Genomic DNA, 23509 nt, shown 5'->3' on the forward strand with positions numbered 1-23509 from the left:
GCGATTCTTAAAGAACTTTGAGTTTATTTTTGGATTATATCTTTATACACTTTTTCTGTCTTATTTATCATTTCTTTTACAGAAAATCTCTCAACGCTTTTTTTGCCGTTTAATGCCAGCGAATAAGCTAACCATGGGTCATTGAGCAGCAGCAGTATTTTCTCAGCTAAAATTTGTGCGTTGGCGGGAGGAATAAGTAATCCTGTTTTCTTGTCGGATATCAATTCACTAGGACCACCAACATTTGTTGAGATTACAGGTTTCTGGTGCCACATGGCTTCAACTATAACCAGTGATTGCCCTTCAATCAAGGAAGTGACACATATTATATCAGATGCCACGTAAATATTGTCGATGTCACTGCGGTGTCCTATGAAATGAACGCGGTCGCTTATTCCCAGGTCTTTGGCCTGCTTTACCAGCGATTCTTTGAGGGGACCATCCCCAGCTAAAAGAAACTGAACGTCGTCTCTTTGCTTCGATACAATATTTGCAGCGTCGATAAAGTATTTATGGCCTTTGACCGTTTGAAGTCTGGCGATGACAGATACTATTTTTTGTGATGGGTCTATGTTTAACTCGTTCAATACATCTTCTCTTGTTTTAGTTGCGAAACGGGAGGAAAAATCTATTCCATTATATATGGTTATAATCTTATTGCCATTAATGCCCATCTTGATCAAATCGTTTTTAAGGGCATTGGATACAGTAATGATTTTTGTGGAAATAGGTGAGGTGGCCAATGTCATATATTTAGCCACCATTGCTTCTAGCTTGCTATCGTAATCGTTCATTATAAAACTGTGAAATGTGGTTACAACAGGTTTATGTGCCAGAAATGCTGCGATGCGCGCCATCGTATTGGCTCTTACGCCATGGGTATGGACAATATCTATTTGATTTCTCTGTATATATTCCTTTATGGGTTTTATAGTGGAGAAATCAAATTTATGCTTCATTTCGACAACTGTTACATTAAAACCTCTTTTGACGGCTTCTTCATACATAGGTCCTCTGCATAAGCATATGAGGTGGGGCTCAAAAACAGATTTGTCGATGTATTCAAAGATAGTGAGAACGTGCATTTCTGCGCCACCCAGTTCGCCTCCACCTATAACGTGTAATACTTTAATTTTATCCATATATTTCACCTTGTTTTTAGCTATATTTTGGCAAATTGCTTTTTTGCTCCCATTAAGAACCAGAAAAACAATGAAAAAATTTGAACTTCAAACATATTATAGAACAAACCGGTAAATAAAGCTACAATGATTATAGCGTACATATACCTGTTTCCATCTTCTAAGACCTCGTATATTAAAGCTAGTAAGAATAAAATATAGGATAGTGTACCTAGGATACCAGTTTCTGTTAATATTTTTATATACTCATTATCAGTGTAGAAATTTTCACTCAAGTTGTATTTTTTGTATATAGGTGAGCCCAATATTAAACTGGCAGCATCTCCATAAGTGCCAAAACCTGAGCCCAACAATTTATGTTCACTCCAGATTTTTAATCCTGTCTTTATGGAAAAAATACGTCCATTTGCGTTACTTTTTTGTATATCTTTTTGTGTTCCAAGATCGTTAAACCTCTTAATTAAAATATTTTCACTTTGACTGATGCTGCTTTTGCCGTTTAAAGAAGCATAAATTTGTTTACCAGCGTAATCAACTGCAAAATAAGTAATACCGCCTATTATAAATGAAATCAGTAAAATGACTTTTAGTTTTTTGTTGTTCTTTATGAACAACATGATCATTATTATCGCAAGTACAATGGCAATTATAGAACTTCTGGAAACGGTAAGGGCAAGGCCATAAACGCAAAGGGAATAAAACCATTTGTTGACTTTGCCCGAATCGACATCGAGAATTAAAAATGTTAGAAAGGCAAAAACAAGGTATATACCAAAGGTATTTGGGTTGTTAAATACCCCGTATATTCTTAAAAAATTACTTGGGTATATAATGGATTCTGCCCATACTCTTGGAAACAATAAGGTTTTATACGACACCTTTTCTATTGTTCCCAGGATAATGAGGATAGTCGTATTAGCAAGTAATATGTTTTTTAGTGTTGATTTAAATTCATTTGCAAAATATTTATCCCTGATGACAAAATACATGAGGTAGTACAGTGTGATGCTCCTTGCCTCTACTATAAAAGCCTTTATTCCAATATGGTTGTACATGGTACTGATAAGTCCGATAAATAAAAATAATAAGTAGGACAAATCGGTATAATTTATTTTTTTGTATGCTTTATTTTTCAATATGTCAGTCAAAAATAATACCAAAATTAATATATCGGGTATTGTCTTAAAAACAGGAGATATCAAACTTAATACCTCTCTGTAAGGTAAGAAGATGAAAAAAAATAATAAAGAATATGTCAATATATTGCTATACCTTTCCTTCTTATTCAAAAACAATTGCAACACTCCTATCTTTTTTGGTTATTTACAATAACCTTTTGGTACACATCAAGGTATTTTTGAACTCCACTTGACAAAGAAAACTCTTCTATAACCCTTTGCCTTGCTCCTGTAGACAAAGCTTCCCTTAGTGCATCATCTGTAAGGACTTTAAGTATGGCATCTGCTAGCTGTATTTCATTCTTTTCTTGCACGAGGATTCCTGATTTTCCGTTTTCAATTAATTCCTTTAGACCACCAATAGCGCTGGCAATAGTGGGTTTTCCCATAGCCATAGCTTCAATTGCCGCTATGGATGTAGCTTCCTCAATGCCTTTTGAATGCACTGAGGGAATTAAAACGACGTCTGCTACGCAAAAATATTCAACAATCCTGTCATGGGGTATACTGCCCAGAAGTTTTATATAATCATGAAGATTGTATTTTGCTATATAATTTTCGATCTTTTCTCTTTCTTCTCCGTCACCGGCGTAATACAACATTATGTTCGGATATTTTTCTTTTAACAAATTAACGGCCATAGCAGGATATACGACTCCGTTTTTTTCTGTAAGCCTTCTGGGGCACAATAGTATCTTTTTGTTCTCGGGGACATTTAATTTCTTTTTTAACTGGGATACGTCGTATTTTTTGATGTCATAGATATCTGTATCTACAAAATTTCTTATAACGGTTGCATCTTTTTTTGCAAAATCTTTAAGATAATTTTTTATTCTGGTATCTACTGCTATAAGCGCGTCTGCCATATTGTAGGCCTGTCTTTCCATATCATACAAAAATGCTTCCTGCTTTGTATCTTTTAATACAGATCCTATACTCAAGTATTCAAAAGTAGCATAACCGTGCACTGTTAGAACTTTTGGCAGGTCGATGCCCTTTAAAGCTATCATCGCAGCGGGATCTTCTGCATTTATTAGATCGTACTTGGTTTTGTTCAACCTTATATTCACTAAAGATTTTAATAGTTTAATCCTCTGCTTGTTTGTATAGACTATTCCTAATCCTCTTTTGAGCTTATTTAATATGAATGAAACCCCTCTGACTACATACTTCGCATAAAGTCTATTGACGTCACTAAAGGATACCACATCGACTTTGTGTCCTAATCTTTTGAGTTCACCTGTTAACATCTCCACGTGGGTGGATAAACCGCCTACATGGGGATAATCAAAGGAAGTCACAACTAAAATATTCATGATTCATACCTCATTTGCTTTTTGATTGCGCCGTAATTCAATTTTATTATAATATGAGAGCAAGTTTTTTTCAATCGATTATTTCTTGAACAAATCTATAGCTGTTGAAAGATCTTCATTGAAATCAATTTCTATACATCTATTTTCGCCTATATCAATAGCTTTAAATTGCTTGCCTTTAGTTACCATCATTTCAATGGCTTTCTCGAAATAATCATCGGCATTGCATTTTAATAAAGCTTGTTTAAATTCATTTATATCCTTTTTTGATATCTTATTTATTCCTACGGCCTCTCCTTCAGCGTCTTTTACTTTTTTGGATATGTGAGTAATAAACCCATTATTGTCAGTTTTATATTTTACTTCCTCTTCGGCACATCTTGATCGGTTGACGGCTACCGCGTTTCCATCATAGGACATTATTAATTTTATGATATTATCATCAAAGACGGTGTCTCCATTTAACCATATTACATCGTCCTCTAAGTCTTTGATCCCTTCTAAAAGGCTTTTTGAAGTATTTGTTACAGAATAGAGAGGATTATATTTATAAAATATTTCAGGGTAAAACTCCATTATGAGTTCTTTTTTAAATCCCACCACTGCTATTATCTCGTTTATGCCGTTTTCTTTTAATATTCTAATCTGCCTTCCTATTATGGTTTCATCGCTGTTGATCTGAGTTAAACACTTTGGTAATTTTTTGCCCAACCTTGAACCAATACCCGCCGCTAATATTACAGCTTTCATCTAAATAACATCCTTTCTAAATGACATTTTTATTATATTCCATACCCTTTGGGAAGATTTGTTATCCCGATAGGTGTGAAATACATTTATAAGTGATTTTCGCTGTTCTATGTATTCGTCTTCTCCCATTATACTCTTGATAATTCCTATTTCCAACTCATTTTGGTTTTTAACCTTTGGGCCAGGCGTCCAAAAATCATAAGGTCCTAATAAAAAGCCGCGCTTTTCCTCGTACATATCTATATCGTTATTGATAAATAACAAAGGCCTGTCCAAAAGAAGAAAATCAAAATAAACGCTGGAATAATCGGTTATCAGCATGTTTGCGCTGCCCAGGATCTCGTATAGATCCACCTTATGCTCCTTTAACACATCAGATGTCAACAAGATAAAGTTTTTACTGCATTTTTTACTTAATTCAGCTTTGAAAATATTCTCCTCAAAAGGATGCAATTTAGCAATAAATATTATATTATTTTTGACTAAAAAATCATTAAACTGGTCATAATTGAAACTGTCAAAACCAAAAATATTTGTCTTCCTAGTAGCTCCTTCAATTCTATCATTATAATATCCTGCCTTAAATGTAGGCAGATAGAAGATTATTTTATCGCCGCTAATATCCTGACCGATTATTTTTTGTAACTTTTCTTTGGCATCGGCATTAAACAACATGTCATTTCTAGGAAATCCTGTAACAATATATTTGGAACCATCTACGCCTATACACGAATTTAACAGCGTATTATAAAATGGAGAGGATGATATGATATAATCATACTGACTAAAATTTTTAGGTACCATCTTTTTTGTGTCTGCGTTTTCAGTTTTGTCCATCAAAGCCATTGCTTTTAAGGGTATACCATGCCATAATTGAATATAAACCTGTGATTTTTTATATTTACGGTATATATGAGTTGTAAGTATTACATTGGCACTACATACTTCTTTGAAATTTTTTATAAAAAGTCTAAGATTCTTTAGGCGATTTATTCTCAAATCGTTTTCTGATAAAATTTTAATATTGGTGTACTTTATAGATTCACTTATAAACTTATAAAGGGCGTGGGCACTTGATCCAGAATAAGGAGTTCCATCTATTATCACGATTTTGCCTTTTTCAATCTTTGTAAAGTCAGAAATTACTTTTTCTAAACAATTTTTTATCCTGGCCGCTGCATTTATCATTTTTTATTAGCTTCCCCCATGGTTTTAAAAATTTATAAATTATTATAATACAATTTAACGTAAAAGTAAATAAACAGAGTATTTTGAATCATGTTGCACTTAGGATGCAATTTTATTGCACCTCAAGTACAACATGCTTTCTTTTTGCAAGCTGACTATTTCATTTCGCTCGCGTACACGCTGTAATCAATATCGGGAAAGATGTTATCGCTATAATTGACCGCTCTAAGCCATGATTCATCGATATTATTGGATAATATTAAATCACATATTTTGTTAAATCTTTCTATATGCATATTAAACCTCATTTTGGCATAATCTACCGTTGTGCCAGAATCCATTATAAAGGCCCAATCGCTGGCCTGAGCTAAAAGGAGTTCTCTTGCAGCCTGGTTTAATGCTTCTTTTACGATACCTGTCGCATTTTTATATGCGTTAGCCATTTGGGTCATTCGCTCTTCAGCCCTGTGCAGGTGACGATAAATCCAGTCATTGGATGCGTTTAGCCATACCTCGTAATACCCTTTATTGCCCCAGCTGGATGGATTGGGTGAAACCACCTGATTTACAGGGAACATATTGAGATAATCCGACAGTGTTATAAATTGGTAAATATTTGTATCGAAGTAGGTTTTGCGCAGGAGGCAATCCAGCCATTCAGGACCTTCAAACCACCAGTGGCCAAATAGTTCGGCATCGTATGGGCATACAACCAAAGGAGGTCTATCCATAATTGAGGATAAATAATTTATTTGTTGCTCGCGGTTGAACATAAAATTGGCGGCATGTTCTGCAGCTTTATATACAGCGTTTTGTCGCACGTAAGGCTGCTTTTGCTCTGTTTTTCCTGTTATTCTGTAGTATTTGATGCCTGTGCTTAATCTGATTCCGTCGGGATGTATAAATGGCTTTATGTAGTCATAGTCGGCTTCAAAACCTATGTCCCTGTAAAATTCTCTGTAGTTATAGTCGCCAGGATACCCTTCGGTTGCACTCCATACCTGTTTGGATGATTCTACATCTCTTCCGAAGGCAGCAATACCTGAGGGTGTTAAAATAGGTGCGTAAACACCGTATTTAGGCCTCGGTTTACCGTATATCAGGCCGTGGGTTTCGAGAATTATATACTTTATACCTTCTCTTTTCAGGAATTCATCTATTTCAGGTGTGTATGCACACTCTGGAAGCCAGAATCCCATTGGATTTTTGCCAAAGAACTTCCTGTATGTATCAACACCTAAGGATATCTGTGCTTTTATAGACTCGGGATATAAAGACATAAACGGGAGAAAGCCATGGGTTGCAGCTGATGAGAGGATTTCTACATACCCCGAATCCTGTAAATCCCTTATAGCTGCAGGAACGTCTTTATTATATTTTTTTATATATAAGTTATAGATTGTTTTATAACGCTGATTGTAGAAAATTGCCAGTTCGTTAAAAGGTTTTTGATCCTTTGTCCTGATTATTTCTTGTTCTGTAAGTGCGATGATGTTATCAAGATATCTCAAATATCTTTTTTGAAGCAGAGGATCGATCATCATATAAGCAAGTGTTGGCGTCAACGTCATGGAGATACGGTAAGGAATCTTTTCTTCTCGCAACTTGTTAAATATATCCAGTAAAGGTATGTAACATTCTGACATAGCTTCATAGAACCACCGCTCCTCAAGGAAATCCGGGTGTTCTGGGTGACGTACATAGGGTAGATGTGCGTGCAAAATCATAGCAACATATCCTTTTGGCATATTGGTCCTCCTTTATAAAAATTTTGAACTCATTTCATTGTGCAGGTTTATATGGCGATAAAAGATGTCAGAAAAATATTCATCATATATATCTGACGGTGAATTGCGAGGAGTCCTTACAATATTGGATTCGGCAATTTGTGTGAATCTATTGCCGACAATTGTTCCGATGCGAACTCGAAATTCTTCGTCTGGATATCCTGCATATATGTGCCAGTTATTTGCATATTTATCGATGACAATATCAGTTGTTTCATTTCTCGTGATATTATCTAATTTTAAAACCAATGTCTCTCCATTTAGATTGTCCTGATCTATATCCCAATAACAAAAAATCCATAGAGGGTCTCGTATCATCAAAACTATCCTGGGGCTTTCAAATCCTCGCATATGGTTTTTACCTCCCGCTATTACATATAATGCTGTCAATAAGACACAATATTAACATGTATAGTATTTATCTTACAAAGGTATTTTATGAGGTGGTTTTATGTATGTTATAAGGAAACAGGTAGGTGGAGAAGCATTCGGAGGGCCGGGAGTAAAGCCTCATTGGGCTTCAGCTAAGAAGGTTGGTGTTGGAACAGCGAGAAATAGTTATTCCAAGGTCTGGTTTACGCTGGCTAATGGGATTGTCACAGAGGTCTATTATCCAACTCTAGATAGGGCTAATGTAAGGGGACTTCAGTTTATTATATTTGATGGAGAAAATGTGGACGTAGAAAGCTGTGATACGCATCATAATTTAAGATATATAGACGATAGATCACTGGCTTATGAGTTGATCAATACGGATAAAGAAAACAAATACCAGATAATCAAGAGGGTAATCACAGATCCGAGGCGAAATTCCCTCATTTTAAAGGTGAGATTTGAAGTTTTGTCAGAGAATAAAGATGATTTTTGTCTGTACCTTTATTATAAGCCACAGTTAGACAACAGCGGTTATGGAGATACAGGGTATTATGTGAAGTTTCATGATAAAGATGTCTTTGTTACATATGATGCCAACACGTATTCGGCATTGTCTACAGACGTGAAGTGGAGTGCTTATTCAACGGGATATGAAGGTGTTAATGATGGCTTAAAAGACCTCATGGAAAATAGGGAAATGGATTTTCAGTTTGACATAGCGCGTAATGGCAATATTGTCCATATGGCACAACTTCAATGGAATGATAAAAATGAGTTTAAAGTGGTATTATCTTTTGGCAGCAATGAGATTGAAGCCTTAAACACATGCCAGGCAACGCTAAAAGATGATTATGAGAAGCTGGAGCAGCGGTATATAAAAGAATGGAATAAATATTGCGAGAAATTAAATGACTTTGGTGGAAAGGTCACGGATCTGTATTATAAAAGCCTTATGGTTTTAAAGTGTTATGAGGATAAGACATATCCTGGTGCTATAATTGCGTCTATGAGCATGCCTTGGGGTGAGGTTTCAAGTGATGATAATAAAGCAGGTTATCACCTGGTATGGAGCAGGGATTTATATCATGCAGCTATGGCTTTATTTATGGCAGGTGATGTAGAAACAGCCAACAGGGTGCTTGATTATCTGGATAAAATTCAGCAAAGGCCTGATGGGAGCTTTCCGCAGAATTCATGGTTAAATGGTGTGCCTTATTGGGGAAGCATTCAGATGGACGAGGTAGCAGATCCTATAATCCTGGCGTGGTTTTTAGGTAGAATTGACCTTTACTACAGCATGGTAAAGCCCGCTGCGGAGTACATATTGGCTCATGGACCATTTACCCCTCAAGAACGGTGGGAGGAGAACAGCGGATATTCGCCTGCGTCTATTGCTGCACAGATAGCTGGTCTTGTGTGTGCATCAGAGATCGCCGTGGACAATGGTGATTTTGGAGCTGCGCAAAGATATCTCGATGTGGCAGATCTTTGGCAGGCTAATATTGATAAATGGTGTTACACAACCACAGGTTACTATGGCGACGGTGAATATTATTTGAGGATCAGTACCAATGGAAAACCAGATACCCTGGATGTCATTGTAATATCCAATGGTGGTGGAGAGTTTGATCAGAGGGAAATAGTGGATGTAAGTTTTTTGGAGATGGTTAGGCTGGGGGTTAAAGCAGCAGATGATCCTAAAATACTTAAGACATTAAAAGTGGTCGATGATGTATTAAAGGTGGATACCCCCAAGGGCCCATGCTGGCATCGGTATAACTACGATGGGTACGGAGAAACAGAAGATATGAAGCCATACCAGGGCAAGGGAGTAGGACGGCTTTGGCCAATATTTACCGGAGAGAGAGGCCATTATGAGATTTTGCGGGGCAATGATCCGAACAAGTATATTAAAGCCATGGAAAAATTTGCAAATGAAGGCAATATGCTATCAGAACAAATTTACGATAATGGGGAACCGACAGGGTCTGCTACGCCATTAGCCTGGAGCCACGCTGAGTATGTTTTGTTATTGATCTCATCTATCCAGGGAAAGGTATGCGACATGCCTTCATGCGTTTATAAAAAATATGCGGGTAAAGAGGGTTCTTTCTTTAGGTAATTTGTAGTAAAATATGGGGGAGAGGAGGTGTTAATTATTATAATAGCCTTATGGCTTTTAATATCAGCTGTTGCATTAGTCGTTGATATTTTGACAAGCAACATCTTTTTTGTATTCTTTTCTGTTGGCGGAATTTTAGCATTTGTTGCAGATTTATGTAGACTTTCTCTATGGATACAGGCAATTATTTTTCTTGGCACAAGTATTTTGCTTATATTGACGATTTACCCTTACGTACAAAAAATTCTCAAAAAAACTGTTCCGCCTTTTTTAGCCTTTGAAAAAAAGTATATTGGCGAACACTTTATAGCACCTGTTGATGTTGACGAAGAGGGTTTGGTTCAGATTGGAGGGATTTATTGGACGGTTAAGAATGCAGGTTCTCCGATAAAAAAGGGGGATGTAGTTGAAGTGATAGGTATTGATGGCAATAAGTTTTTGATTAAGAAATTGGAGGGGGATAAAACATGATCGCTGCTGTCATATTGCTGGCGTTTGTTTTAATTGTCCTGTTGGCGTCAATTAAAATTGTTACAACAGGCAATGTGTTTATCGTCGAACGACTGGGTCAATTTTATAAGATTTTGGAACCAGGGTGGCACGTCATAATTCCATTTCTAGATTATGTAAGGGCAAAGGTATCCACAAAACAACAGATACTGGACATTGAACCACAAAGTGTGATAACAAAAGATAATGTGAAGATTTCGGTGGATAATGTTATATTCTTTAAAGTCATGAATGCACGGGATGCCATTTATAATATCGAAGACTATAAGTCTGGTATCGTTTATTCTACCATAACTAATATGAGAAACATAATCGGAAACATGACGCTGGACGAGGTCTTATCTGGAAGAGATAAAATCAATGCTGAGTTGCTTAAGGTCGTAGATCAAATTACAGACGCTTATGGCATTAAGATTCTGTCAGTGGAGATAAAAAACATCATTCCGCCTGATGAAATACGTCAGGCTATGGAAAAACAAATGAAGGCTGAAAGAGACAAGAGGGCTATGATTCTTCAGGCAGAAGGTGAAAAACAGAGTGCGATAGCAAGAGCGGAGGGCGAAAAGCAGGCAAAAATTCTTCAGGCTGAAGCGGAAAAGGAGGCCAACATAAGGAGGGCAGAAGGCTTAAAACAGTCCCAGATTTTAGAAGCAGAAGGTAGAGCCAGCGCTATAAAAGCTATTGCTGAAGCACAGGCCGAGGCTATTGCTTTGGTTAACAAAGCCATTATAGAGTCAGGAACCAATGAAACTGTCATAGCATTGAAGCAAATAGAGGCGTTGCAGGAAATGGCTAAGAACCCTGCTAACAAGTTAATTCTTCCTAATGAAGCTATTGGTACTCTTGGAAGTCTCTCTGCCATAGCAGAAGTATTGAGTAAAAACAATAATGTAATATCGAAGCAGTAAAAGGCAGCACCAGAACAGTGTAAGGCCTGCTTTTGCAGGCCTTTTTTAAAGATCTTATTTTACATTTATGGTATAGTATGTAATATAAAAGGGGTGAGGTTATTGGTTTTAGCAATCGATATAGGCGGGACGAAAGTATTGGTGGGTATTTTAGATAAAAGCGGTCAAATTCTGGATTATCATAAAGAGGAGAGCCGTGCTGTTTTAGGATCAGATGTTCTGATTGAGCAGATATTTGCTATTATAGATACATATTACAGCAAATTTCTTGAAGACGTTTCTGGTATAGGGATTACATTGCCTGGTATTGTGGATAAAGGTAATGGGACTCTTAAGTATGCACCTTTTTCAAATTTAAAGGATGTTCCTGTAGCACAAATATTCACGAAGAAATACAATAAGGCCGTTTATATAGATAACGATGTAAATGCGTGTGCGTGGGGAGAGAAGTGGTTCGGTGTGGCAAGAGATTGCGATAATTTTGCGTGGATGACGGTTAGCACGGGAATAGGCGGTGGCATTGTCATTAATGGTAAGTTGCTGAATGGTTATGATGGGATGGCTGGTGAATTCGGGCATATGGTGGTGGAAGAAAACGGCGAGCTATGTGGCTGTGGCCAAAGGGGATGTCTTGAGGCAATGGCAGCTGGCCCTGCGTGGGTAAACAAGGCATTAAAAGAAATGTATTCAGGTGCAAAATCCATTCTCAGGAATAAAGGAGATGCTTTGACGGCAAAGGATATAGCAGATGCTGCAAGGAACGGCGATAAGTTGGCACAAGAAATTGTCCACGGTGCTGCAAGGTATATAGGTATTGCTATATCCTGGATTATAAATATATTGAATCCACAAATGGTAATATTAGGCGGCGGAATCATGGAGGCTGATGACCTTATGTTGCCTATTATAAGAGAAGAAGCCTATAAAAGGGCTATATCTGCGAGATTCAGGAAGACGCCTATAATAAAGACATCGTTGGGATACAATGCCGGATTAATAGGTGCGGCATCGCTGGTTTTATATCCCGAAAATTAGGAAAGGAAGGGTTATGTGACTATGAAGGAATTCATAAAAAGATACTTAGATGAGCTAAAGAGAGCTTTAGACGATTTAAATCCCGAGGAGATCTCTAAAATAATAGAGGTTCTAAAAAAAGCCCATGAAAATAAAAAGCGGATATTTGTCATGGGGAATGGTGGAAGTGCTGCAACAGCTAATCATTTCACATGTGATTTTGGAAAAAACGCTATAAGGGATGACGACAGGCGTATAAAGATAATATCTCTCAGCGATAACATTTCGTATATTACAGCATATGGCAATGATATGGGATATGAATATGTATTTGTAGAACAATTGAAGAATTTGATGGAACCCGGAGATATAGTGATAGCTATATCAGCCAGTGGAAATTCACCGAATATCATAAAAGCTGTAGAATATGCCAGAGAAAAGGGAAGTGTGGTTATAGGTTTGACTGGCGGCAAAGGCGGAAAACTCAAAGAATTAGCTGATATCAGCGTAATTGCAAATATAAATACATATGAGCAAATCGAAGATATACATATGATTATTACCCATATGATTGTTTACTGGTTTAAATCTAATCACTAATTCTCATCTTGTCCAGATCTTCGATAATATTCAATGACGTGCTTATCGAATTTCTGGCTTATTTTTAAAATAATTTCTTTTTTTATATTCATATTTGTTGCATTATTTAAAATATTTCTTATCATTTCTATTTTCTCTTTTTTATTCACTTTGCTCACTCCTTAAAGAAATAACCACAAATGTTATTTTACATCAAACATTAGCAAATTGCAAATAATAATTATATGCATACAGCAAATTGAGATGCAGTTTAAAGTTAGATAAAGTATTTATAAGTAAGGAGTGAAAAAAGTGGAGAAAAAAGAACAGATAGATAATAAAATTATTGGGCAGAGAATACGTAGAGAAAGAGAAAAACTGGAACTTACGCGGGAAGAACTTGCAGAAATTGTAGGACTTTCGGATTATTATATAGGACAGTTAGAGCGAGGTGAAAGGCAAATGAGCCTTTCTGTCATGGTAAAAATAGCTAATTGTCTACATGTATCTTTGGATTATCTGATTTTTGGGAAAACTCCTTTCGAGTCATATTATGCACATGACGCTCACGGTGTTTATGATGCCTGTGGTGGTAATAAAGATCCAGAAATAAATAGTTTGCTAAACAAGTGTTCGCCAAAGGAATTGGAACTGATAAAAAAAATAATAAAAGTAATTCTTCCTTATATTCAAATTTAAATGTCATACTACAGCATACTTTTCTTACCGGTTATATCCACTTTTTCTTTTGACTATTAGAAAATTATTTAGGAGAGAATTATTTATTATATAGGCATTTTAAATACATCAAAATGCGAATAAAGATAAAGTAAGGAGTCACGAGCAATATTCAGAAAAAAGAAAAAATCAGCAATGTTAGGCCAATTTGAGCAAATCGGACTTTGAAAGCGTTTTTATTAGACTAAAGGGCCGGAGACGGTATAATAGGTCAAGCGGTGGTGGTAGAAACACCTTGTTCTAACCATGTATTTCAGATATTTTATGTTATTTTTTTTCAGAAATATGTAAGAAAATTTTGTATAATAGATAAATGATAAAGATTAAACCTACAACATTTATTATTTGAATAACAATAGAAAAAAGTCTAAATATCATTTTTCTTTCCTTTCTAATTAGTTTATTATGTCCCCATATTTTATTATACATTATTTTATATATTTTAGAAAGACATTCCAATTAAAAACTTTGTAACAACTTGTCAACTATAATTACCGGACAAGAAGGAGAGCATAGAAAAACTGTTTCCTTTTTTGTATGCATTTTCTAAAAAATTTAGAACGAGCAGGGAGTGAAAACAATGTCTGATTTTGGAATACCACCGGTACATATAGGCAGTTACTCTGGTGTTAGTATAATATTATAGACACTATAACTCGAACGAGTTAAAATAACATTATAAAGAGAGGAAGTGTCTACAGAATGTCAAAGGGACAAAGAAAATATAACGATGAATTCTATATCAAGCTATGTTAAAGAAAATGATAAGGCTTGAGGAGGAAAATGAAATATTAATATTTGCATCACATAAGGCACTCATTTAGCAACAAAGGAGCCCAGAAAAGAAATACGAAGCTGGGGGTAATATTGGATGAAAAAACTAGTTTATTTATATTTAACAATCCTTATTTTGGTATTTTTATTTGTAGCTTGTGCTGGTATTAAAAATAACGTCCGATCAAAGCAATCAAATGATATTGTTACCAATTCCGTGGTGAGTATAAACAATAAACTTAAAAATGCTCAGAATTATTTAGAAAAAAGAGGGTATAAAATAGTTTCGTGTGAAGGTGTTGTTTCATCATATGAACTAACGAAGGATAAGTTCCAGAAGCTACCTTATGCTCAAATTTGGAAAATACAGGATGTGGATGCTGACAAGTATATTGGTAAGAATATTGAGACGATAAAGTTTATTGTAAAAAATCATCCTTTAGATAAATTTCCAGGAAATAACAAGAAGCAGACTCAGGTATATGTTATGATGGTCGATAACAGTATTATAGATGGGTATTCTTTGCCTGGAGGACGAATACAAAGTGAGGAGGTTGATCTCCATATTTAATACTCACCATAAGAAGTTTTTCTTTTCCACTCTCAACGCCATTTTTCAGGGTAAATTGAGACAGAGTGTTGCCTTGGATGAAATATGCAAACAATGTTATACGGCAGAAAAGTTATTAGAAAATTGACCTACAACTACTTGACACAGACTATTTTTTTATTGCTATATTACAAAACGTTCTAATATAATAAAGGTGAATAAACAAAAATAAGGAGCTTAGTAATGCCGAAAAATGTTCAGAATCTAAGTATTATAAAGGTGCGGGAAGAATTTGTGTAAAAAGCTGAATAAAAATTGCTTACTAAAATTGAAGGAGGATAGGGGAGAGGCTACAAGCTAGCCTCAATAAAAAGCTATGGAAGAAAGAAAAAACAGTAAGAGCATTTTAATAGTGGACGACTCTGCGATAATACGGCTTATGGTTAAAGACATATTGAGCGCAGAAGGTTATGATGTTGAAACAGCAGCTACTGCTGAAGAGGCAATGTTAAAAATAAAAAGTAAAAAGGAATTGTTTGATTTAGTGATTGTAGATATTAATTTGCCAAATCAAAATGGTTTTGAATTTATACAGAAATTAAAATCATATCCAGAATACAGAAACATTCCTGCGATGATACTGACTGGAGATGCTACAGCCTCTTCAATTGCGCAAGCAATAGAAATTGGCGCAGTAGAATATCTCATTAAGTCATTTAAAGCAGATGAGCTTGTAAAACGTGTAGTAAAACTAATAGGACACACGGCAGAAAAAGATCGTTGTCCAGAACTTAAAGAACTGTTAAAAAGCGAAATAAACCGAGCTAAAAGAAGCAACGTAAAGCTATCTTTAGTACTAGCCCAATGCGAAGGAAAGATCAGAGTTAAAATTTCAGAAATTGCAGAACAAGTAAAGCATAAAATTCGCGATATAGACACAGTATTTGAAATTAATGATAATAATTTAGCTTTGATTCTTCCTATAACAGGAGCTGATGGTGCAATGGTTGTGATAAAAAAAGTTAAAGATAAATTGCCTGGGAAGTGGTATTTTGGAGTGGCAACATATCCTGATAACGCCAAAGATGAGCAGGAGTTAATTAATTTTGCAAAAGAGAGCTTAATGAAGGAAATATCGAGTTTAAAACAAGAGAAGGTAGAATAATAGGCAAGTGACTTTGTGAAAGACTAGCATAGCATATCCTCTCAAAGTCACTTGCCGATGCTATTGAGCTTTTTTGGAAGTAATTTAGAGGTAGCGCAGCTTGATGTTTCTGTACCCCATTTTAGACATAAAAATAACCCCCTCAGGAACACCGGATTTCTTTTGAGGAGGTTAATCCGTTAGGGCCTTCATTTTCTAATGGTGCCGAAGGTGGGAGTCGAACCCACACGGGGGGTGAGCCCCACTGGATTTTGAGTCCAGCGCGTCTGCCAGTTCCACCACTTCGGCGTGACAAAGATAATATAGCATATTTTGCAGAAATAATCAATACCCTTTTTTATAAAATCTACTCAAAAAAGTACTAGCAAATTGTTAAGATCTCTGTTATTCTATTATCGGGTAGATATTTGTTTTATTAAGGTCTTTCTATATTATGCCCAACAGGGCAAATTTATCAATATTGAAAGGAGGAATCCTGGTTCTGGAAAGGCCGTTGACTGAAAGAAGGTCAAGTTTTTTGAACCAGGGTTGTAGGTGAGGTATTTAACAGCAGGTGAATCTCATGGCAGATGCCTTGTTGCGATAATAGAAGGCATGCCGTCAAATGTACATATAAGCGTGGATAGGATCAATGAAGAGTTAAGAAAGCGGCAAATGGGTTATGGTCGTGGGCTCAGGATGAAGATAGAGTCCGATGAGGTGCGAATTTTATCGGGCATAAGAAATTCAAAGACCACCGGTGCACCTATATCTTTGATGATAGAAAATAAGGATTGGCCTAATTGGGAAAAGATCATGGATCCTGTTGTGTCCAGTAGTGAACGGATGGTTACAAGGCCAAGACCTGGTCATGCAGATTTAAGCGGTGCTATAAAATACGGGTTGAAAGATATAAGAGATGTCCTAGAGAGATCCAGTGCCAGGGAAACGGCTATTAGGGTAGCGGTTGGTGCAGTGGCTATGCAATTGTTAGAGCAATTTGACATAGAAGTTCATTCCCATGTGGTCTCTATTGGCGGGATAAAGTGTAAGGAAACCACAGATTACAGTAAGTGCTTCTGGGATATAGTAGAAAGATCTGAAATGTTTTGCGCAGATAACGAAGCAGAAGCCAAAATGAGAGATCTCATAGATAAAGCAAAGGCTGAAGGTGATTCGTTAGGCGGTGTATTTGAAGTAGTGGTCACCGGTCTACCTATAGGTATCGGAAGCTATGTACAGTGGGATAGGAAGCTGGATGCAAGGCTGGCTTATGCCCTCATGAGTATTCAGGCGGTAAAAGGTGTAGAGTTCGGATATGGGTTTAAAGCGGCAGAGATGCCAGGGTCAATGGTGCATGATGAAATATACTATAGCGAAGAAAAGGGCTATTACAGGGTTACCAATGGTGCAGGAGGTATAGAAGGGGGCATGACCAATGGGCAACCTGTTGTTGTAAGGTGTGCCGTTAAGCCTATTCCCACACTTTATAAACCTCTCAAAAGCGTAGATATGCGGACAAAACAGCCCGTCGAGGCTTCAGTGGAGAGATCAGACGTGTGCGCTGTTCCGGCTGCCAGTATCGTAGGTAAAGCCGTAGTCGCATGGGAAATCGCATCTGCACTGCTTGAAAGGTACGGCGGTGACAATATAGAAGATATACTAAGGGTTTATAAAGAAATTAACTCTAAAAAAGGATATTAACGATTATTAGCGAATAGTGGTATATAATACCACTATTTTTTGTGACTTTTTTTTGATGATTTCGTCTAAATTAGGGGGAGGGTTGTTATGAATAACTTTGAAGACATTATAAAAGAGTACGAACACATGATATACAATGTGGCGTACAGGATGCTAGGAAATGAAGAAGACGCCAGAGATATAGCACAAGATGCCATAATTAGAGCTTATGAGAAATTCAATCAGTATAAAGGTAAAAGTTCTTTTGCTACCTGGATTTATCGTATAACTGTAAATTTATGTATAGATCACTTGAGAAAAAATAAGGTAAGGAGAATAGAATTAATTGAGAATATGAAATACAATGCAGGATATAAAGACGACTTAAATGATCCTCAGTATTTTGTAGAAAATGCTGAATTAGGAAGCGTAATTATAAAAGAGCTGAATAAGTTAAAACCTGAATACAAGGCTGTCATTGTATTGAGGGACATTTACGGTTTTACATACGAAGAGATTGCCAGAATATTAGGGATAAAGATGTCAACTTTAAAATCGAGGTTGATAAGGGCTAGAAACATGCTAAAAGAGAGTATCAAAAAAAATAAAACTTTTAAGGGTATATAACGTCTAATGTAGTGAAAGGAGGCAAAAAATGCGCTGCACGGATGTAAAAAAATATTTACCTTTATATATTGATGGTATGGGAGATGATGGTCTGAAAAAGAAAATCAAGGAACATTTAGACAATTGCCAGGATTGCTTATCAGAATATAATTTATTGAGAAAGATTAAAGATAATATGGCTCAACTAGAAAAAGTAGATTTGCCAGAAGGATTTCATGAAGATATTGTTAAAAAGTTAAATAAATATAAATCTAAAAGTAAGTATAACTTGGTTTATATTGCTAGGTTTGCCATTGTTTTTATTGTCGGTTTATTGGTGGGTGGATTATTGTTTAATAATTATTCGTTTAATAACAGTGTTAATTATAATAAAGCACGGTTGCCAATTATTGCAGAAACTGATACTAAAGCGACAGGTGTGACAGGAGGAGGTGGTGCTGCGAAAAAAACAGTTGATACAGGTAAATCTGCCAGTATAGGAGGAAGTCCTGCTCGAATAGAAAATACTGTTACAGGTTCGAACTTAAAAAATAGTGGAGATATAAGATATGATAAAAAAATTATAAAAAATGCTTATTTGACAATAACTGTTACAGATATAGATTCGGCATATGAAAGGGCAGTTAGGTATGCTGAAGCAATAGGTGGTTTTGTTGTAAATTCAAATATAATAAAAAGTGAGACGAAAAGTTGTAAAATAGTGGCCAGGGTTCCTCAAGAAAAACTAGGAGATTATATTGAAAGCTTAAAAGAATTGGGTGATATAAGCCAGATTTCCATCAGTGGTGATGATATAACGAGGGATTATATGGACGTAGATGCTAGATTAAGAAATAAAGAAGCTGAAAGGGATAGGTTGCAAAAGTTAATGGACAAAGCTACTAATATTGATGAAATATTAAAGATAGAAGAACAGTTGAGCAGAATAAATACCGAAATAGACCAGTATATAACCCAGCTTAAAAATTGGGATGTTCTTACAGAGAATGCTTCTGTCAATATAGATATGATAGAAAAAAGTTATCCAAAAGTAGACAGATTTGATATAAAATCATTGATAAATAATTTGCGCAACGCTTTTATAAAATCTGTCAATATGATGCTACTTATTATAAGCAAATTAATAATAGGAATAACGTATTTAATAATACCTGCTTTAATTGTGTTTATGGCGTACTATATATACAAATATATAAAAGAGGAACGGTTATAACTGTTTCTCTTTTTTATGTTTTTGAGTTATAATATCATTAGACGTTTTACTTATAGCTTTTTATCTTTTATGTGTAAGGAGAGATATGATGCCTAATATGGTATTAATAGATGGCAATAGCCTTGTGTATAAAGCCTATTATGCTTTGCCTTTATTGACCAACAGTGAAGGCCTTTATACCAATGGTATATATGGTTTTACAATGATGCTTTTTAAAATATTTGAAGAATATAAGCCTGATTATATTGCAGTAGCTTTTGATAAAAAAGCACCTACTTTCAGACATAAGGAATATGACCAATATAAGGCCAATCGAAAGGGGATGCCTGAAGAGCTGATTCAGCAGTTACCATTGCTTAAGGATGTTATTAAGGGTTTTAACATACCCATATTAGAGATAGAGGGTTATGAAGCAGATGATATAATAGGTACACTGGCTAAAAAGGCCGAAAGAATGGGTATGCATGTTTTTATTGTCACGGGTGATAGAGATTCGCTGCAATTGGTAAGCGATAATATTACATCGGTGATAAGTAAAAAGGGCACTACGGAGGTAGATGTGTATACGCCGGATGAAGTTAAAAAGAAAATTGGTGTATGGCCGGCGCAAATAACAGATTATAAAGGATTAGCAGGGGATAAGTCCGATAACATACCGGGGGTACCGGGTATCGGCAGTAAAACGGCGATATCTCTTCTATCTCAGTATAATACTCTTGAAAATTTACTGGAGAATCTGGATACGGTTGATAAGAAAAAAACGAGGGAGCTGCTGGCGGAATATAGGGAACAGGCGGTTTTGAGTAAAAAGTTAGCTACTATTGAAGTGAATATTCCAATAGAATTGGATATGAATGAGCTTAAAATGAAACAATGGAACTATAAGGCGCTTAGAGATCTGTTCTCTCGATTGGAGTTTAAAAGCCTTATGGGCAAATTGCCGGCGGTGGAGTTAGTTGAATTTTCAAAAGATGATTTTCATCTTGAGACGGCTTCATCACAGGAAGCACTCAAAAGCATCTCGAGAGAAATGGTTGCTGTTGACTATATAATTGATAGGGAACAGCTTATATACCTTGCTTTGTACGATGGCAAAAGAGGTTATTTTTTACATACCAGTGATGGCAATGAGGATATTTCAAAGACACTTAAACCATTGTTTGAAGATGACAGTATAAAAAAGCTCACATATAATATCAAAGGTCTTATGACTTATTTAGGTAAAAGAGGTATTTGCCTCAAAGGTATCGAGTTTGATGCAGCAATAGCTGCATATTTGATTAATTCGATAGACAGTGAATATCCTATTTCTAGCCTCACTAGGGATTATTTGGGTTACAGCATAAAGGAAGAGTATGAACTTCTTGGGCAAGGTAAAGGTCGCTTAACTTATAGGGATGTTGCTATAAAGGACATACAAGATTATGCGGCTGGCCGCATAAAAGCTATATTTGAGTTGTATAATCCAATGATTGCAAAGTTAAAGGATGATGGCAGTTTTGATCTGTATAAAAAGATAGAAATACCTCTTATTGAAGTCTTATCAAGTATGGAACAGGTTGGATTTAAAATAGATAAAAATGAGTTAAACGAGTTGGCTAAAGAGTTTGATTTTGATATAAACAGGCTTACGAATGAGATTTATGAGTTAGCGGGAGAAGAATTTAATATAAATTCTCCCAAGCAGCTCAGTTATATTCTGTTTGAAAAACTGAAATTGCCGGTGATAAAAAAAACCAAGACAGGCTATTCCACTGATGCAGAAGTACTGGATGAGTTATCCTCCCAACATGATATAGTAGAGAAAATATTGCGCTATAGAACACTGGTCAAGTTAAGAAACACATATATTTCTGGATTTATGAAATTATTGGGTGATGATGATAGATTGCATACAACATTTATGCAGACAGTGACATCTACAGGAAGGATCTCCAGTACAGAGCCAAATCTTCAGAACATACCTGTAAGGGATGAGATAGGTAGGCGTATAAGGAAGATCTTTATACCAAGGGATGAAGAACACCTTATAATGTCAGCGGATTACTCGCAGATAGAATTACGGGTTTTAGCTCATTTATCAGGCGATGCAAATCTTATTAATGCGTTTATAAATAATGAAGATATCCATGCTAGAACTGCTTCAGAGGTTTTTGGGGTGCCCATAGAAGAGGTTACGCCTCAAATGAGACGTAGTGCTAAAGCTGTAAATTTTGGTATTGTATATGGTATAAGTGATTTTGGACTTGCAAAGGATTTAAAGATATCCAGAAGCGAAGCCCAGCAATATATAAATAATTATTTTAGGAGGTACCCGGGTGTTAAAGCGTATTTAGACGAGTGTATTGAGCAAGCCAGAAAAAAAGGTTATGTGACCACAATATACAACCGCAGGAGATATATCCCGGAGATAAATTCTAAAAATTATAGCATAAGGACTTTGGGCGAAAGAATAGCGATGAACACACCAATTCAAGGTTCTGCTGCTGACATTATAAAGGCAGCGATGGATGTGGTGTATGACCGCCTTAAAAAGGCCCATTTGGATTCGAGATTAATCCTTCAGGTCCATGACGAGCTCATACTGGATGTTGCTGTATCCGAATTAGAACAGGTAAAAGATATAGTAAAAGACAGCATGGAAAATGTAGTTGCGCTAAAAGTTCCACTTCTAGTGGATATCAGCGTGGGGCGTAATTGGTTTGAAGCAAAATGAGAGGTGATAGATTGAAGATCATTGGGCTTACCGGTGGAATAGGGAGTGGAAAAAGCACGATTTCATGTATTTTAAAGGAGCTGGGTGCATATATAATAGATGAAGATATGGTATCAAGGCTTTTGATGGAAAAAGGACAAAAGGTTTACTATGATATTGTTTCCTATTTTGGGCCTGAGATTCTAAAAGAAAATGGTGATATAGATAGGAAAAAGTTGGGAAGTATAGTATTTGCAGATAGTGAGAAATTGCAAGCATTAAATCGGATAACCCATCCGGCTATGATCAAATATACGAAAGCTGAAATTGAAAGGCTCATGGCTCAAAAGACTCATAAGCTTGTGGTAATCGATGCAGCCATATTGATAGAGATGGGACTGGATAAATTAGTAGATGAAATATGGGTTGTGTATGTAGACAGAGAAACCCAGATAGAGCGCGTAATGGCCAGGGATGGCTTGTCTTATGATGATGCATTAAATAGGATAAACAGTCAAATGCCCCTGGACGAAAAACTAAGATTGGCAGATAAGGTAATTGATAATACTAAACCATTGGATGAGGTAAGAAAGCAAGTTGAAAGATTGTTTTGTGAAGCAATAGAATAATTGGGGGTTTTGCAATGTTTTTTCTAAATAAAAAGGGACTGATTATATTAATATTTGCCTTCACGGTTATTGTGATTTTGGCGCTAACTGGTGCTTCAAAAATTATAGTAAAACATATATACCCCCTTAAATATAAAGAATACGTATATACATATTCAATGGAGTATAAGATAGATCCTTTTTTTGTTTTTGCTATTATGAAAGCAGAGAGCAATTTTAGACCTGACGTGGTGTCGAGAAAAGGTGCTATTGGGTTGATGCAGATAACCCCTGAGACGGGTCGATGGATTGCATCTGAACTTAAAATTGCAGATTACAATGATAATATGTTATTTGATCCAGAAACAAATATTATGATGGGTACGTGGTATTTAAGAAACTTAAGCGATGAATTTGGTGACGTCAAATTGGTCATTGCGGCTTATAATGGGGGCAGAGGAAATGTAGAAGAATGGTTAAAAAACAAGAAATATAGCAAGGACGGTAGGAATTTAGATAATATTCCTTACTTAGAGACTGATATATATACCCAAAGGGTTTTAAAAAATTATAAAATTTATAGGGCTTTGTATGCCAAATAGAAATAC

The 23509-nt window shown here is 36.0% G+C and carries 22 protein-coding genes and 1 tRNA gene; 14 read left to right on the plus strand and 9 right to left on the minus strand.

Annotation, left to right across the window (positions count from 1 at the left end):
- Nucleotides 1-23: 23 nt before the first annotated feature.
- The 7 genes from BUB87_RS03105 to BUB87_RS03135 form a co-directional block, all read right to left on the minus strand.
- Complete coding sequence (locus tag BUB87_RS03105) at nucleotides 24-1142, minus strand: glycosyltransferase (protein ID WP_073341700.1); 1119 nt, start codon at nucleotides 1140-1142, stop codon at nucleotides 24-26.
- Between the two features lie 20 nt (nucleotides 1143-1162).
- Nucleotides 1163-2344, minus strand: coding sequence for an O-antigen ligase family protein (locus tag BUB87_RS03110; protein ID WP_143156602.1), 1182 nt, complete (start codon nucleotides 2342-2344; stop codon nucleotides 1163-1165).
- A gap of 104 nt (nucleotides 2345-2448) precedes the next feature.
- Nucleotides 2449-3636 (minus strand): glycosyltransferase family 4 protein, encoded by a 1188-nt coding sequence (locus BUB87_RS03115; RefSeq protein WP_073341703.1) that lies wholly within the window; start codon nucleotides 3634-3636, stop codon nucleotides 2449-2451.
- Between the two features lie 78 nt (nucleotides 3637-3714).
- Nucleotides 3715-4386 carry a phosphocholine cytidylyltransferase family protein gene (locus BUB87_RS03120; RefSeq protein WP_073341705.1) on the minus strand — a complete coding sequence of 224 codons (672 nt, stop codon included), beginning with the start codon at nucleotides 4384-4386 and terminating at the stop codon, nucleotides 3715-3717.
- Entirely contained in the window at nucleotides 4387-5574 is a 1188-nt protein-coding gene (locus BUB87_RS03125) for a CDP-glycerol glycerophosphotransferase family protein (RefSeq protein WP_073341706.1), read from the minus strand. It lies immediately after the preceding gene.
- 155 nt (nucleotides 5575-5729) lie between these two features.
- Nucleotides 5730-7322 (minus strand): glycoside hydrolase family 57 protein, encoded by a 1593-nt coding sequence (locus tag BUB87_RS03130; protein ID WP_073341708.1) that lies wholly within the window; start codon nucleotides 7320-7322, stop codon nucleotides 5730-5732.
- 12 nt (nucleotides 7323-7334) lie between these two features.
- A complete protein-coding gene (locus tag BUB87_RS03135; RefSeq protein ID WP_073341709.1) occupies nucleotides 7335-7712 on the minus strand; it encodes a DUF4912 domain-containing protein in 378 nt (125 codons plus the stop codon).
- Between the two features lie 100 nt (nucleotides 7713-7812).
- Here BUB87_RS03135 and BUB87_RS03140 point away from each other — a divergent pair, with 100 nt between their 5' ends.
- The 5 genes from BUB87_RS03140 (at nucleotide 7813) to BUB87_RS03160 (ending at nucleotide 12890) form a co-directional block, all read left to right on the plus strand.
- On the plus strand, nucleotides 7813-9858 hold the full coding sequence (locus BUB87_RS03140; protein WP_073341711.1) for a glucan 1,4-alpha-glucosidase: 2046 nt from the start codon (nucleotides 7813-7815) through the stop codon (nucleotides 9856-9858).
- Between the two features lie 27 nt (nucleotides 9859-9885).
- Nucleotides 9886-10329 carry an NfeD family protein gene (locus tag BUB87_RS03145; RefSeq protein WP_084110833.1) on the plus strand — a complete coding sequence of 148 codons (444 nt, stop codon included), beginning with the start codon at nucleotides 9886-9888 and terminating at the stop codon, nucleotides 10327-10329.
- Nucleotides 10326-11276 (plus strand): SPFH domain-containing protein, encoded by a 951-nt coding sequence (locus tag BUB87_RS03150; protein ID WP_073341712.1) that lies wholly within the window; start codon nucleotides 10326-10328, stop codon nucleotides 11274-11276. Before BUB87_RS03145 ends, BUB87_RS03150 begins: the two co-directional genes overlap by 4 nt.
- A 102-nt stretch (nucleotides 11277-11378) precedes the next feature.
- Nucleotides 11379-12311 (plus strand): ROK family protein, encoded by a 933-nt coding sequence (locus BUB87_RS03155; RefSeq protein ID WP_073341714.1) that lies wholly within the window; start codon nucleotides 11379-11381, stop codon nucleotides 12309-12311.
- Between the two features lie 21 nt (nucleotides 12312-12332).
- Nucleotides 12333-12890 (plus strand): D-sedoheptulose-7-phosphate isomerase, encoded by a 558-nt coding sequence (locus BUB87_RS03160; protein WP_073341715.1) that lies wholly within the window; start codon nucleotides 12333-12335, stop codon nucleotides 12888-12890.
- On the opposite strand, the gene BUB87_RS03165 is transcribed toward BUB87_RS03160, so the two are convergent.
- A complete protein-coding gene (locus BUB87_RS03165; protein ID WP_073341717.1) occupies nucleotides 12887-13039 on the minus strand; it encodes a Spo0E family sporulation regulatory protein-aspartic acid phosphatase in 153 nt (50 codons plus the stop codon). The two genes, BUB87_RS03160 and BUB87_RS03165, sit on opposite strands and share 4 nt — an antisense overlap.
- A 142-nt stretch (nucleotides 13040-13181) precedes the next feature.
- Between BUB87_RS03165 and BUB87_RS03170 the strand changes: the two genes are divergently transcribed.
- From BUB87_RS03170 to BUB87_RS03180, 3 genes are all read left to right on the plus strand, one after another.
- On the plus strand, nucleotides 13182-13568 hold the full coding sequence (locus BUB87_RS03170) for a helix-turn-helix domain-containing protein (RefSeq protein WP_073341718.1): 387 nt from the start codon (nucleotides 13182-13184) through the stop codon (nucleotides 13566-13568).
- A 910-nt stretch (nucleotides 13569-14478) separates the two neighbouring features.
- Entirely contained in the window at nucleotides 14479-14952 is a 474-nt protein-coding gene (locus BUB87_RS03175) for a hypothetical protein (RefSeq protein ID WP_073341720.1), read from the plus strand.
- Nucleotides 14953-15307: 355 nt separating this feature from the next.
- Complete coding sequence (locus BUB87_RS03180) at nucleotides 15308-16096, plus strand: GGDEF domain-containing response regulator (RefSeq protein WP_073341721.1); 789 nt, start codon at nucleotides 15308-15310, stop codon at nucleotides 16094-16096.
- A 199-nt stretch (nucleotides 16097-16295) separates the two neighbouring features.
- Here BUB87_RS03180 and BUB87_RS03185 read toward each other — a convergent pair.
- Nucleotides 16296-16384 (minus strand) — tRNA-Leu (locus BUB87_RS03185).
- Between the two features lie 246 nt (nucleotides 16385-16630).
- Between BUB87_RS03185 and aroC the strand changes: the two genes are divergently transcribed.
- The 6 genes from aroC to BUB87_RS03215 all read left to right on the plus strand — a co-directional run bounded on the left by aroC (nucleotide 16631) and on the right by BUB87_RS03215 (nucleotide 23503).
- Nucleotides 16631-17779, plus strand: a complete 1149-nt coding sequence (gene aroC, locus BUB87_RS03190) for a chorismate synthase (RefSeq protein ID WP_073341723.1) — start codon at nucleotides 16631-16633, stop codon at nucleotides 17777-17779.
- Between the two features lie 87 nt (nucleotides 17780-17866).
- Nucleotides 17867-18385, plus strand: coding sequence for an RNA polymerase sigma factor (locus BUB87_RS03195; protein WP_073341724.1), 519 nt, complete (start codon nucleotides 17867-17869; stop codon nucleotides 18383-18385).
- Between the two features lie 28 nt (nucleotides 18386-18413).
- On the plus strand, nucleotides 18414-19598 hold the full coding sequence (locus tag BUB87_RS03200; RefSeq protein WP_073341726.1) for a DUF4349 domain-containing protein: 1185 nt from the start codon (nucleotides 18414-18416) through the stop codon (nucleotides 19596-19598).
- A gap of 88 nt (nucleotides 19599-19686) precedes the next feature.
- Complete coding sequence (gene polA, locus BUB87_RS03205; RefSeq protein ID WP_073341727.1) at nucleotides 19687-22314, plus strand: DNA polymerase I; 2628 nt, start codon at nucleotides 19687-19689, stop codon at nucleotides 22312-22314.
- A gap of 11 nt (nucleotides 22315-22325) precedes the next feature.
- Entirely contained in the window at nucleotides 22326-22922 is a 597-nt protein-coding gene (gene coaE / locus BUB87_RS03210; RefSeq protein WP_073341729.1) for a dephospho-CoA kinase, read from the plus strand.
- Between the two features lie 14 nt (nucleotides 22923-22936).
- Nucleotides 22937-23503 carry a lytic transglycosylase domain-containing protein gene (locus tag BUB87_RS03215; protein ID WP_073341730.1) on the plus strand — a complete coding sequence of 189 codons (567 nt, stop codon included), beginning with the start codon at nucleotides 22937-22939 and terminating at the stop codon, nucleotides 23501-23503.
- Nucleotides 23504-23509: the final 6 nt, after the last annotated feature.

The organism is Caldanaerobius fijiensis DSM 17918, assembly GCF_900129075.1.
GTDB classification, from domain to species: Bacteria; Bacillota; Thermoanaerobacteria; order Thermoanaerobacterales; family Caldanaerobiaceae; genus Caldanaerobius; species Caldanaerobius fijiensis.